A 12,071-nucleotide genomic window follows, 5' to 3' on the forward strand; every position below is an offset into this window, starting at 1 on the left:
CTGGCAAACACAGTATCAAGATTTAAAAAGGAGAAAAATGAAGTGCTGAAAATATTGAAGTACCTAAAAAAGAAAGAATGGATGTATGCAGCTTTCTGTGTATTTTTTATTGTCATACAAGTGTGGCTGGATCTGAAATTGCCGGATTACATGTCCGAAATTACAACGCTTGTAGAAACAGCAGGGTCTGCGATGAGCGACATTCTGAGTGCAGGACGAGGAATGATTGCCTGCGCGATCGGTTCTATGGCGGCTTCGATCGTCACGGGGTTCTTCGCGGCGAAAACTGCTGCCGGACTTTCTCGCACACTGCGTGAACTTGTATATAACAAGACACTGGACTTTTCTATGCAGGAAGTACATAAATTTTCCGCTGACTCACTGATAAACCGTACCACAAACGATGTGACCCAGATCCAGACGCTTGTTTCCATGGGTCTGCAGGCAATTATCAAAGCACCGATCCTTGCGGTATGGGCCATTGTTAAGATTGCCGGTAAAAGCTGGCAGTGGACACTTGCGACAGCGATTGCTGTGATTATTCTGATCATTGTGCTGGCTATTACGCTGGTGATTGCAGTGCCGCGTTTTCAGAAGGTCCAAAAGCTCAACGATAGACTTAATACAGTTACCCGTGAACAGGTATCTGGAATCAGAGTTGTACGTGCCTACAATGCGGAACAATATCAGGAAAACAAATTTGATGAGCAGAATGAAATTATTACGGATAACAATACAATTGCTAACCGTGTCATGGCTCTGATGTCTCCGACCATGACGTTGCTCAACAGCGGCTTAACGTTGGCTGTTTACTGGATCGGTGCGTATCTCATCGTTGCAGCCAGTGCAATGAATAAATTGGCGATCTTCTCTGACATGGTCGTATTTTCCAATTATGCGATGCAGATCATCATGGCATTTATGCTGCTGAATATGATCTTCATTCTGCTTCCGCGTGCACAAGTCAGTGCCGATCGTATCGTTGAAGTGCTGAATACGCCGGTATCTATTAAAGACGGAGAGCAGACAGCTGCTTCCGAGGAATCCGGAACCATTGAATTTAAAGATGTCTCTTTCCGATATCCGGAAGCCGGCGGTAATGTTCTTGAACATCTTTCTTTCAAAGTGAATAAGGGAGAAACATGTGCATTGATCGGTGCGACCGGATCTGGAAAAACCACAGCGGTAAATCTTATTCCCCGTTTCTATGATGTAAGTGATGGTGAAGTGCTTGTAGATGGCATCAATGTCAAAGAATATAAACAGAAAGACCTCCGAAATAAGATTGGCTATTGTTCCCAGAAAGCGAAGCTCTTCTCCGGTACTGTCAAGTCAAACATTCTTTTTGGCGAAAATGATAAACCGGCTGGTACGGATGAAGATGTAAAGAATGCGATGTCCATTTCAAAAGCCGACGAATTTGTTGAAAAAATGCATGACGGCACAGATTCGGCGATAGCACAAAATGGAACCAATGTTTCCGGCGGGCAGAAACAGAGAATTTCGATCGCGAGAGCAGTGGCGAGAAAACCAGAGATCTTTATCTTTGATGATTCTTTCTCTGCCCTTGACTATAAAACGGATAGAGAAGTACGAAGACAGTTATCAGAAAAAACAGCTGATGCAACGAAAATTATCGTTGCCCAGCGCATCAGTACGATCCGTGATGCGGATCAGATCCTTGTGCTGGAACATGGAAAGATTGTTGGTAAAGGTGAACATGATGAGCTGATGAAAAACTGCAAAGTATATCAGGAGATTGCGTTATCACAGCTTTCAAAGGAGGAACTTGAAGATGCGTGAGAAGAAGAATCAAAATCAGATGGAACCGCTGAAGAAGTTTCTGAAATACATCCGAAAATTTAAAGCATGGATCTATGTTTCTGCTGTTCTGTCATTGGTTGCAGCCATTCTGAATTTAATTGGACCGAATGCCCTCAGCAAAGTTACTGATCTGATTACGGAAGGTCTGTCCGGGGATATGAACTTATTCTGGATCAGAAGGATCTGTATTCTTCTGGCAGCTCTTTATGTACTCGGATGGGCAGTCAATTATGTGGAAGGATTCATCATGGCTACAGTATCGCAGGACATCACAAAGTCGATGCGCAGAGATATCTCAAGAAAAATTGACAGACTGCCATTACGGTATTTTGATTCTCACGATACCGGCGATACCTTGTCTCTTGTCACCAATGATGTGGATACAGTGGGACAGATGCTCAATCAGTCTCTTTCAACGATCATTCTGAATGTGGCACTGTTGGTCGGAGCAACGATCATGATGCTGGTGACGAACTGGAAAATGGCTTTGCTGGGAATTCTCTCTGCACTTATTGGATTTGCAATTGTGCTGCTGATTATTTCCAAATCACAGGGCTACTTTTCGCAGCAGCAGAAAGAACTGGGCAGCCTGAACGGTCACATTGAAGAGACATACGGCGGTCTGCTTGTCATCAAAGCCTATAACAATCAAAATGTTTCGCGTAAAACATTCCGGGAAAAGAATGAAAAACTTTATACTGCCAACTGGAAGTCCACTTACCTTTCCGGTATTATGCAGCCGCTGATGATGTTCATCGGAAATCTCGCTTATGTCGTAGTCTGCATCACGGGTGCAGTACTTGCCATGAGAGGTGAAATTACGTTTGGTGTCATCGTAGCTTTCATGTTGTACATCAGAAACTTCACCAATCCGCTGCAGAATCTTGCACAGGCGTTCAGTTCTATGCAGTCTATGATTGCTGCCTGCGATCGTATCTTTACATTTTTGGAAGAAGAAGAAATGGAAGATGAATCCTATAAGACAGCAACATTGAAATATGTCAAAGGAAACGTCGCGTTTGATCATGTGAAATTTGGTTACAACGAAAATCGCGAAATCATTCATGACTTTACTTCAAATATTAAAGCGGGCCAGAAGGTAGCTATAGTCGGACCTACGGGCGCCGGCAAAACGACGATCGTCAATCTTCTGATGCGGTTCTATGATATTAACAGCGGCAAGATCACGATCGACGATGTTAATACAATAGATATGAAGCGTGAAACAGTACATGATATTTTTGGAATGGTACTGCAGGATACATGGCTGATGGAAGGAACGGTAAGAGAAAATCTTGTTTACAACAAGAAAGACGTTTCTGATCATAGGCTTGATGAAGTATGCGAGGCGGTAGGGCTGACCGATTTGATAAAGCAGCTTCCAAATGGATATGATACAATTCTGAATGAAGATGCTGGAATTTCTGCTGGTCAAAAACAGCTGATTACGATCGCAAGGGCTATGATTGCCGATTCACCGCTGATGATTCTTGATGAAGCAACTTCTTCGGTTGATACAAGAACAGAACAAAAAGTACAAAAAGCTATGGACCTTCTGACGCAGGGACGCACATCCTTTGTCATTGCCCATCGTCTTTCGACCATAAAAAATGCCGACTGCATTCTGGTCATGAAAGATGGAGATATTATTGAAACGGGCACGCATGATCAGTTGATGGAAAAGGGCGGTTTTTATGCAGACCTTTACAACAGCCAGTTTGCTTCAGCAGGAGCATAAATTTTTTGAAGATTCAGAAAATGAAGGATGACATAGGAAGATCATCAAACGAGTGATATTGGCAATAATAATTTAGATCGATCTTAGAAGCAGTCTGATGAAGATGATAGAAATCTATCGTTTTAAAGACTCAGTAAAAAAGTTTAAATGTTCGATGATTGTTGCATTCAAAGAGAGAGAGAAAATGATTCAATGAAGATGAGTGAATTAAGAAAATTTAGATGTGTTCGGTGGGTCGTGCTCATTGTGGCATGCGGCGGTATCGTGTGGATGATCATCTCAGATCCCCAAGCACATGCGCGGACAAGCCTGATGATCGTTTTGATTGCGGTGCTCGCCACGTTTGGCCCGCTCTTGATCCAGTCGCATATCATCGGCGCTGCCGAGGTCCTTCTGGATCGAAAGTGTGATCCGGCCGCTCTTGTTCGGCGCGGCGACAAGATGAAACTGACGGACCGTACCCCGAACAATGGCCTTTACCGTGTGGAAGCGGTCTTCCTGCATCGCTATGGTATCGCGCTTTCTGACGTAGGCCGGATGCAGGATGCTGCCAAGGTCCGCCGCCGAATCGAGGAGGGGCTTGCCAAACGTCAAAAACCGACAATGAATGCAGATTGTACGGTAATGGATATGTGCCTTGCCGATCTTTGTGCGCGTCTTGGTGACGCTGAGGCTGCCAAGGCTTATGCCGACCAGTACCAGGAGGGACTCAAGCATCTTCCTGAATCTGTGCTTACCAAAGAAGGTCAGGATCTGGAACTGTTGGGCAGGGTGATGCTTTCTTCGTCGGCGGTGCTGTTCCTTTCAAAATGCGGGGCTCTGCCGTTCGATGAAGGCAATGTGAACGTCTTGGATGTTGGCTCAAGGCGGCGGCATTTGACCGCTGAGGCCCGCATGGTCCTGGCTGAAGACGCAAGGCGCAAAGGCGATCTGGTGCGTGAACGGAAGCTGCTTGAACAAGTCGCTGATGCAGCACCTGGTATGCGCGTAGGACAGCTGGCAGCGAAAAGGCTCGCTTTCTATAATGGTACGGGCACATCTGCCGGTTATGATGAGACACTTCAGCCTGCGGAACCTGTCGATGTTCATCCGGCCGTTCTTAAGAACTATGAGAAAAAGAATTGACGGGTATTATTGAGAAGGATACACTTTATACCATCAAAAAAGTCTATTGGCTTTTTGTAAGATCCCTGCATTCGTGCCGGGGGCTATTTTTATGCAACAAGTTTCTATTCAAAAAGATACATGCAGAGATAGAATGTAACTGGATAAAGGAGACACAAGATGAAAAAACTTGGATTGATCGGCGGCACCGGTCCGGAATCAACGCTCATCTATTACAAGAACATTGAACAAGGTGTTCAGAAAAAGATCGGAAAACCATATTTTCCGCCGATGACCATTGAGAGCCTGAGCGTTTTTGAAGTGCTGCGGTACTGTGACACGGGCGATTATCAAGGATTGACGGAATACCTGGTACAAGGATTTCAGGCACTGGCGGCAGCCGGCTGTGATTTTGGCGCTTTTACCGGTATTACGCCGCATATCGTGATCGATAAAGTCAAAGAAAAGTCGCCGATCCCGATTGTCAGTATGATCGATACAGCGGCGGATGATGCTTTGATGAAAGGATATACGAACGTAGGATTGATCGGGACTTATCCGACCATGAGCGGCCATTTCTTTCAGGAGAACTTCAAGAAAAAAGGCATTCAGGTCGTCTGCCCGCACGAGGACGAAATGCGTTTGATCGGGAATAAAATTGAAACGGAACTTGAATATGGCAAGGTCATTCCGGAAACACGTGACCGTGTGATCGAAATCGTACGACGGATGCAGGAAGAAGAACATATCCAGGCAGTCGTCCTGGGCTGTACAGAGCTGCCGCTTCTTTTCAAAGAGGCGAAATGTCCTGTAGAAACGATCGATGTCCTGGCCGTCCATCTTGAAGCATTGATCCGGATGATCCTGGAGCAGCAGAAAATGGAATGATAAACGAAGAAAATGGGTATCCATGCGGATAATAAAAACAGTCAGATGCCTATGAGACGTCTGACTGTTTTTAAGCATCATTGTTCATCGGAAGATCTTCAGGCTTGCAAGCATCTGATGCAGACGATATTCATCAAAAGGCAGATATTCTGCAATGGTCAATCCAACCATTTCACTGTATTTCTCTGCCAGAGAGATGACCTGTCCGACCTGTTCCATCGTCATCCGGCCGCCGCCGGATCCATCGCCTTGGATCTCGGGATTCGCAAAATAAGTAGAATGAAAGAAACGCTCATCCATCGCATCGATATCAAAGTGCACCAGAATGTGGTCATACCTTTTCACAAAAGAAATGATTTCATCTGCGGAGACAAATTGTTCGGTTTGAATTTTATAGTTGACACCCGCCTGCTCCAGAAATTCTTTTTGATAGCCAAACATGTCTTGAAGGCCGACATACAGGATGTCCTTGGCGTCGAAAGGATGATTCTGCATTCGATCGGTCATGACGGGATCTCCTGCTCCCAATAAAGCACCTAATACCATCGCATGCGCAAATTGATAGCCGTTCTTTGTCGTCGATACATCCGGATGTGCGTCGATCCAAAGGATGCCGGTGTTTTCATATTTGCCGTGCAGATAATCAAAAGGCGCAAACGATACAAGACAGCTGCCGCCGATCGTGATGATTTTATCCGGCTGTTCCTGTGCAATTTTTTGATAGGCGGAATCGATGCCATGTGCCACTTCCGTTCTGCCGTAGATGCCTTCGGTCACGGCTTTTTCTTTGCCGTCCGGCGGCGTGATATCGACTTTGATCAGCGGCTGATCCGGATTTTCCGGTAGAATATACTGCAGTAAGTTGGCCCCAAAATAATATGTTTCCAGTCCGCCGCTGATATAGTCAGGATAAAGGAATCGTATTGTTTTCATTGTTGACCTCCTATCTTTCATACATACAATACGTACTTTCCCTTTAAAAAGTAAGTGTCGATGAAATTGAAAAGTTTCAAAAGTGACTTTTGATCGGATCGGTCACTTTATTCATAATAAGGTACCAGAATCTGCGGAATGATCAAATGAAATCTTTCCACCATTTCCTCATCATCGACATCCATATCGCGAAGGATCCAGTCACGCATCGCATAGGTCCCGCCTACATCCTTGGCTTCCAAAGAAAAGAGGATCCGCGGGTCATTGATATCTGCTCCTTTTCTTTTTAGGTAAGCTTTATCAAAATCAATGGTGCTCTGAATTTCGAAATCGAGCGTGCAGCCGGTTTCTCTGGATGTATAAAGATGCTTGATAAACGGCAGATGTTCACGAAAACAGGCGAACTGTTGTTTGTACATTCTTCGCCAGTCTGCTTCATTATTTACCTGGGAAGGTTCGATGATTCCCTGTTGTGTCAGTTCGAAATAGATCTCGTTGGCCAGTGCGTATTTATCCTGGTAATATCTGTAAAAAGTCTGCTTGCTGACTTCGGCTTCTTCGAGAATATCCTTGACTGTCAATTTCTCAATGGGTGTTTTCTGAATTTTTCGATAGGCCGATTGTTTTAGATATTTTCGGGCGTTCAATTTCATCACCTTCGCTTTCAATGGATTTCTTTGTCTGCAGATTTATTTTATCATGGTTTGTGAAGACGTACCTGGAACGTCACATTGACGGCGATCATTTGGCTGTGATACGGTTTTTATAGCAGGAGAAAACGAGATCCTAGATTAGTAGGACTGATCTTCAGCAGCGGAAAGGTGTGACGGAGCAGAACGATCATGAAAAAATCATTTTTCTACCTAGGCAATATAACAGACGGCGCTATCTATTACTGTCATACCGACCGGAATATCTACTTATTCAAGCCGCAGAACACAGAAAACGATTTGCAGCAGGGGCACTCGCCTGATCTGAGCCCGTTGTTTACAGCTGCCGGTCTGTTTGGATATCTTTTACTGAGAAGACATCCGGCTTTCATTCGTTCGCCGGCGATCGATCTATTTTTCTATTGCCTGTTTTCGGCGATGGTCGGTCTCGGTATTGCGTTCATGCTGATTGGCTGGATCAGAAGACGAATGCAAAAAAACAGTGTCCATTTTGTGCCGCTGGAAAAGATCAGCAATAGTGATTATCTGCTGATCCGGAAAAAAGTCAGGAAACAGATGCCGCTTATCTATATGATCTCCGCGGTCCTGCTGTATTTCTTGATCACAGAACCCTTTTCCTGGCAGGGTGACTACTACCTCGACGCAGTGATTTTTTTCGGTTATTTTCTGATGTGGGCTTTTCTAGGTCTTGCGATCTATTTCTTCTCTCCGATCCGGTGGTTTCTTGCCATGAAAGCACTGCGGCAGATCCGGAGCATGTAAGCCCCATTCCCAGACAATAAACATTAAAACGGAGAGCACTTGCCTGTACTCTCCGTTAATTTTTCAAGATGAACAGCCTCTTAAAGAATACCGCTATTTATCATATAGTCGGCGGTGTCAATGACAGTTTCAGTCGCCGGACGTGGTGTCCATCCCAGGATCTTCTTTGCTTTGGTGTTATCCAGTTTGTATTTCATACCGACCATGGTGTTCAGGATCTTCATGGCTGTATTTCTTTTCATGAGATGAACGATGAAATCAGGAATGACGATCGTCCGGATCTTCCTGTCCGGATAACGGTTCTTCAGAATTTTAGCCATTTCAGGCATCGACAGATCATCCCCATGCGCCAGAAAACGCTGACCATCGGCGGCGTGATCTTCCATTGCCAGGATATGCAGGTCGGCAAGATCCCGCACATCACTTACGTTATAAAGAACATTCGGGCTGGGCGTTCCTTTCAAAAGCATCTCAAAAATCTGATCGGTGGAGCTTCTTTTTCCTGCCATGTTCGGTCCCATGATCGCACCGGGAAGAAGCGTGACCAGTTGTGTATGATCCTGCTCACCGATCAGTTCCCAGGCCTTTTTTTCCGCAAGGATCTTTGACCGCATGTAGTTCGTGATTTCCTTATTGTTCACATCGGTCCAGAAGGTTTCATCCGCCGTGGGCTTTTGATAGGTTCTTCCTGGGTAGCAGGCCGCCTCCGAGGACGTCATGACGATCTTACTGACGCCTGCATTCACTGCAGCCTGGGTCACGTTTTCAACGCCGCTTATCGCTGTAGGGATCAAGGAAGGATCTTCCTGATTGTTTCCGCCGAGCGGAGAAGCGACATGAAGCACAAAATCCATTCCATCCATGGCTTCTTTCCAGCCTTCTCTCTTTGTCAGGTCCGCTGCCGCAAAAGAAAGATTCGTGATATCGACGCCTTCTTTTTTTAACATATCTATTACGGATGCTATTTTCTTTTCCGATCGGACCGTTGTCCGTACCATATATCCTTTTTCCAGTAATTTACGAATGATCCAGCCGGCCAGAAACCCCGTGCCGCCGGTCACAAGTACATTTTTCATTGTCTGCCTCCTTTGAAATATGCATCATGTGTTGCATTTCTTTCATGTGTATATTATGATGAAGACAGGGAATATACAAGCATCAATCTTATCGATCTTGTTACTTATGCGACACGGGAAAAGGATGTGATGCAAATGGGGAGATATTTTTATGGACAGACGCACAGCATATACAAAAATGGTGATCAAAGAATCACTTTATAAACTTCTTGAAAAGAAGCATTTGCCGCAGATCACGGTGAAAGAACTATGCCAGGAAGCGGATATCAATCGCGCGACTTTTTATCGGAATTATCAGGATATTTATGATCTGTTTGAAAAACTCGAAGATGAATTGACCCGTACAGCCTTCGGCAGTGATGATCTTGAGACGGATCGTTACAAACTTTTAGAGGTTATTTATGAGAATCAACCCTTTTATCGGGAATTTTTTGATTCGCACCTTGAAAGCCGCTACGTGCGACAGACGATGGAAAAAGCCTATACACAGATGAAGGAAATATTGATGCAGCGGGGCACCTATGATCAAAAGACGTTCTCCGTTGCTTACCAATACAATTATTACGGTGCCGTTGGGGTGATCAAAGAATGGCTGGATGGCGGATGCCGTGAGAAGCCGCACGAACTAGGAGACGTTCTCTATTCAATCGTAGAAAAACAATATCAATAGCCAGATCCATCCAATTGATAAAAAAGACTGTTGATTTTCTGCTCAACAGTCTTTTAGTTTTTTATTCGGCCAGTGCGATCGTTACGGTGACATCACCGCTGCCGAGAATTTCTTTCAGTTCCGATGCGGAAACATCTTTGATCTTTCCCAGCCGGGTGAAGTTCCATGAATTTGGTGCATAGTATATTACGAACTGATTGCCTTGATAAAGGATAAGATCACCTGCTTTTGTCGTGATTTGTTTATTGTTGGTCGGCAGGCTGGTTCCCAGGTCACCGACTTTTTCCATGTTCGCATAATCACTCATATTTATCGTAAGAGGACCTTCAGCCAGCAAGTTTTTCAGTGCTTCCGCAGAAGAATTGTCCGCAAGCTCAGCGGTCAGGGTCGTGTTGTTTATTGTTAAGGTAATCATTGTTTCGTCTCCTTCTTGTGATGTATTCGTATTCGTTTCTGTCTGTGTATTTTCTTTTTGTTTCTGTTGGTCGGCTGATGAAGTACCATTTTGTCCGCTGCAGGCAGACAAAGAAAAGGAAACGATCATGGCGATCAGCAGGATCAGCCATTTTTTATCTTGTTTCATAAAACCCTCCTTACGGATGATTCAATACTTTTGATCAGACAGCATGCTTTGCATATCTTATTTTAGATAGGTATTCATGAAGCTTTCGATCTTATCGAATGGAATGACATCCATGTTGTCGTACAGATCGGTGTGGACCGCACCTGGGATGATCATCAGCTCTTTGTTGTCGCCTTTCAGTTTCTTGAATGCATCTTTTGTAAAATAGCAGCTATGCGCTTTTTCACCATGAATCATGAGCACGGCGTTGCGGATCTCCGAAGCATAGCAGTGGATCGGCATATTTAAGAAAGACAGGGAAGAAGTGACATTCCAGCCGCCGTTTGAATTGACCGATCGATCATGATAGGCTCTGTGCTTATAATAAGCGACATAGTCTTTGACAAAGAACGGTGCATCCTCGGGCGCTTCTTCCGGAAGACCTCCGGCCAGCGCGTAAGTGCCGCTGCGGTAGTCTGCCGTACGTTGTGCATTGAGCTGCTCTCTTAATTGATAGCGGTCCTCTTCGCTCATGGCATCAAAGTAGCCGTTTGCGGTCATACGGCTCATATCATACATGGTAGAAGTTACGGTCGCTTTGATCCGGGTATCCATAGCAGCGACATTCAGGGCCATGCCGCCCCAGCCGCAGATGCCGATAATACCAATTTTTTCCGGATCGACATTCTCCTGCACGGAGAGAAAATCCACCGCTGCACTGAAATCTTCGGTGTTGATATCCGGCGAAGCGACGGCTCTTGGCTGACCGCCGCTTTCTCCGGTATAAGAAGGATCAAAGGCAATGGTCAGAAATCCTCGTTCTGCCATTTCCTGTGCATAGAGCCCGGATGCTTGTTCTTTACAAGATCCGAACGGTCCGGCTACCGCGATCGCAGCCAATTTACCGGAAGCATTCTTCGGTGTGTACATATCTGCCGCCAGCGTAATGCCGTAGCGATTGTGGAAAGTAATTTTGCGATGATCGACTTTATCGCTTTTCGGAAAGGTCTTATCCCATTCTTGTGTTAATGTTAACTTTTGTTCCTGCATTTGTTTGTCCTCCTGGCTCTATCTTTATGTTTTACAGGGAAGCACCCAGCATGCGTGCTTCTTCGCGTTTTGCTTCTGATTTATTTTCAGATCCGTGGGCAGTAATGATCCCGGCATCTTCAAGTCCCATGTATTCAATGAAATTTTTATGATAGGAATAGAATGCTGCTTCATAAACCTGATCTGCTCCGGAACTCAGCAGCATCGCGATCTTACGCAGTTTCAGCTGTCCTGGTGCGCCGATGGCATAGAAGCGGTCGATCGCACATTTCAGCTGACCGCTGAAACCATGATAGTAGATCGGCAAAGCTAGGACGAGCGCGTCTGCCTGCTGAAGCAGCGGATAGATTTTCTGCATATCATCGTTCTGTACACATTTGCCGCGGCCTTTGGTATGGCAGTATTCGCAGCCTAGGCATCCATGAAGATCCAGCCGGGCCACATCAACTTCTGTGACTTCATGGCCCTTGGAAACCGCACCTTCTTTCAAGGCGTCAACCAAGGCTTTGGTATTTCCGTTCGGGCGCGGACTGCCGTTTAGGATCAGTACTTTCATAGGGTTCTCCTTTCCTGTTTTTCCAGTTCATAGGACAAGTAATCCAGACATTCCAGATGTCGGTTTTCTTGATGAAGTTTTTCAAGAATCTTTGTGCGTTTCATTGCCAGATCACGCAGCTGGGATTCAAGGTCACCGCTGTTTACATAGGTCATGAACCGCTCTGCTGTGGCCTTGGTATAGCCGGCATCCAGCAGATTCTGATAGATTTCCTCCGGTGTTCGATGCATGTTTTGA

General features: G+C 45.3%; 13 protein-coding genes. 6 read left to right on the forward strand and 7 right to left on the reverse strand.

Features of this window, described 5'->3' with window-relative positions; translation table 11 throughout:
- Nucleotides 1–42 precede the first annotated feature (42 nt).
- The 4 genes from HNQ47_RS03200 (at nucleotide 43) to HNQ47_RS03215 (ending at nucleotide 5,554) form a co-directional block, all read left to right on the forward strand.
- Entirely contained in the window at nucleotides 43–1,803 is a 1,761-nt protein-coding gene (locus HNQ47_RS03200; RefSeq protein WP_183327477.1) for an ABC transporter transmembrane domain-containing protein, read from the forward strand.
- Nucleotides 1,796–3,562 (forward strand): ABC transporter ATP-binding protein, encoded by a 1,767-nt coding sequence (locus tag HNQ47_RS03205; RefSeq protein ID WP_183327479.1) that lies wholly within the window; start codon nucleotides 1,796–1,798, stop codon nucleotides 3,560–3,562. The genes HNQ47_RS03200 and HNQ47_RS03205 overlap by 8 nt, the downstream gene beginning before the upstream one ends.
- A 192-nt stretch (nucleotides 3,563–3,754) precedes the next feature.
- Nucleotides 3,755–4,687: a hypothetical protein gene (locus tag HNQ47_RS03210; RefSeq protein ID WP_183327480.1), complete on the forward strand. Its 933-nt coding sequence runs from the start codon at nucleotides 3,755–3,757 to the stop codon at nucleotides 4,685–4,687.
- A gap of 159 nt (nucleotides 4,688–4,846) precedes the next feature.
- Nucleotides 4,847–5,554, forward strand: a complete 708-nt coding sequence (locus tag HNQ47_RS03215) for an aspartate/glutamate racemase family protein (RefSeq protein WP_183327482.1) — start codon at nucleotides 4,847–4,849, stop codon at nucleotides 5,552–5,554.
- An 84-nt stretch (nucleotides 5,555–5,638) separates the two neighbouring features.
- On the opposite strand, the gene HNQ47_RS03220 is transcribed toward HNQ47_RS03215, so the two are convergent.
- Nucleotides 5,639–6,487, reverse strand: a complete 849-nt coding sequence (locus HNQ47_RS03220; RefSeq protein ID WP_183327484.1) for an arginase family protein — start codon at nucleotides 6,485–6,487, stop codon at nucleotides 5,639–5,641.
- A gap of 107 nt (nucleotides 6,488–6,594) precedes the next feature.
- On the reverse strand, nucleotides 6,595–7,134 hold the full coding sequence (locus HNQ47_RS03225) for a TetR/AcrR family transcriptional regulator (RefSeq protein WP_183327487.1): 540 nt from the start codon (nucleotides 7,132–7,134) through the stop codon (nucleotides 6,595–6,597).
- A 195-nt stretch (nucleotides 7,135–7,329) separates the two neighbouring features.
- Between HNQ47_RS03225 and HNQ47_RS03230 the strand changes: the two genes are divergently transcribed.
- Entirely contained in the window at nucleotides 7,330–7,920 is a 591-nt protein-coding gene (locus HNQ47_RS03230; protein WP_183327488.1) for a hypothetical protein, read from the forward strand.
- An 80-nt stretch (nucleotides 7,921–8,000) separates the two neighbouring features.
- Here HNQ47_RS03230 and HNQ47_RS03235 read toward each other — a convergent pair whose 3' ends face one another.
- Nucleotides 8,001–8,996 (reverse strand): NAD-dependent epimerase/dehydratase family protein, encoded by a 996-nt coding sequence (locus HNQ47_RS03235; RefSeq protein ID WP_183327490.1) that lies wholly within the window; start codon nucleotides 8,994–8,996, stop codon nucleotides 8,001–8,003.
- A gap of 151 nt (nucleotides 8,997–9,147) precedes the next feature.
- Between HNQ47_RS03235 and HNQ47_RS03240 the strand changes: the two genes are divergently transcribed.
- Nucleotides 9,148–9,666: a TetR/AcrR family transcriptional regulator gene (locus tag HNQ47_RS03240; protein WP_183327492.1), complete on the forward strand. Its 519-nt coding sequence runs from the start codon at nucleotides 9,148–9,150 to the stop codon at nucleotides 9,664–9,666.
- A gap of 61 nt (nucleotides 9,667–9,727) precedes the next feature.
- On the opposite strand, the gene HNQ47_RS03245 is transcribed toward HNQ47_RS03240, so the two are convergent.
- The 4 genes from HNQ47_RS03245 to HNQ47_RS03260 are packed head-to-tail and all read right to left on the reverse strand — an operon-like array spanning nucleotide 9,728 to nucleotide 12,064.
- Entirely contained in the window at nucleotides 9,728–10,249 is a 522-nt protein-coding gene (locus HNQ47_RS03245) for a cyclophilin-like fold protein (protein ID WP_246346033.1), read from the reverse strand.
- A 57-nt stretch (nucleotides 10,250–10,306) separates the two neighbouring features.
- Entirely contained in the window at nucleotides 10,307–11,278 is a 972-nt protein-coding gene (locus tag HNQ47_RS03250; protein ID WP_183327494.1) for an alpha/beta hydrolase, read from the reverse strand.
- A 31-nt stretch (nucleotides 11,279–11,309) separates the two neighbouring features.
- A complete protein-coding gene (locus tag HNQ47_RS03255; RefSeq protein ID WP_183327496.1) occupies nucleotides 11,310–11,834 on the reverse strand; it encodes a flavodoxin family protein in 525 nt (174 codons plus the stop codon).
- Nucleotides 11,831–12,064 carry a hypothetical protein gene (locus HNQ47_RS03260; protein ID WP_183327498.1) on the reverse strand — a complete coding sequence of 78 codons (234 nt, stop codon included), beginning with the start codon at nucleotides 12,062–12,064 and terminating at the stop codon, nucleotides 11,831–11,833. Before HNQ47_RS03260 ends, HNQ47_RS03255 begins: the two co-directional genes overlap by 4 nt.
- Nucleotides 12,065–12,071: the final 7 nt, after the last annotated feature.

Source organism: Catenisphaera adipataccumulans (genome assembly GCF_014202755.1).
In the GTDB taxonomy this organism is placed as follows: domain Bacteria; phylum Bacillota_I; class Bacilli_A; order Erysipelotrichales; family Erysipelotrichaceae; genus Catenisphaera; species Catenisphaera adipataccumulans.

Coding starts and splice junctions, on each gene's coding strand:
- HNQ47_RS03220 (WP_183327484.1), bottom strand. CDS start 6,487: ATGAAAACAATACGATTCCTTTATCCTGACTATATCAGCGGCGGACTG.
- HNQ47_RS03240 (WP_183327492.1), top strand. CDS start 9,148: ATGGACAGACGCACAGCATATACAAAAATGGTGATCAAAGAATCACTT.
- HNQ47_RS03215 (WP_183327482.1), top strand. CDS start 4,847: ATGAAAAAACTTGGATTGATCGGCGGCACCGGTCCGGAATCAACGCTC.
- HNQ47_RS03250 (WP_183327494.1), bottom strand. CDS start 11,278: ATGCAGGAACAAAAGTTAACATTAACACAAGAATGGGATAAGACCTTT.
- HNQ47_RS03210 (WP_183327480.1), top strand. CDS start 3,755: ATGAAGATGAGTGAATTAAGAAAATTTAGATGTGTTCGGTGGGTCGTG.
- HNQ47_RS03255 (WP_183327496.1), bottom strand. CDS start 11,834: ATGAAAGTACTGATCCTAAACGGCAGTCCGCGCCCGAACGGAAATACC.
- HNQ47_RS03235 (WP_183327490.1), bottom strand. CDS start 8,996: ATGAAAAATGTACTTGTGACCGGCGGCACGGGGTTTCTGGCCGGCTGG.
- HNQ47_RS03230 (WP_183327488.1), top strand. CDS start 7,330: ATGAAAAAATCATTTTTCTACCTAGGCAATATAACAGACGGCGCTATC.
- HNQ47_RS03245 (WP_246346033.1), bottom strand. CDS start 10,249: ATGAAACAAGATAAAAAATGGCTGATCCTGCTGATCGCCATGATCGTT.
- HNQ47_RS03260 (WP_183327498.1), bottom strand. CDS start 12,064: ATGCATCGAACACCGGAGGAAATCTATCAGAATCTGCTGGATGCCGGC.
- HNQ47_RS03205 (WP_183327479.1), top strand. CDS start 1,796: ATGCGTGAGAAGAAGAATCAAAATCAGATGGAACCGCTGAAGAAGTTT.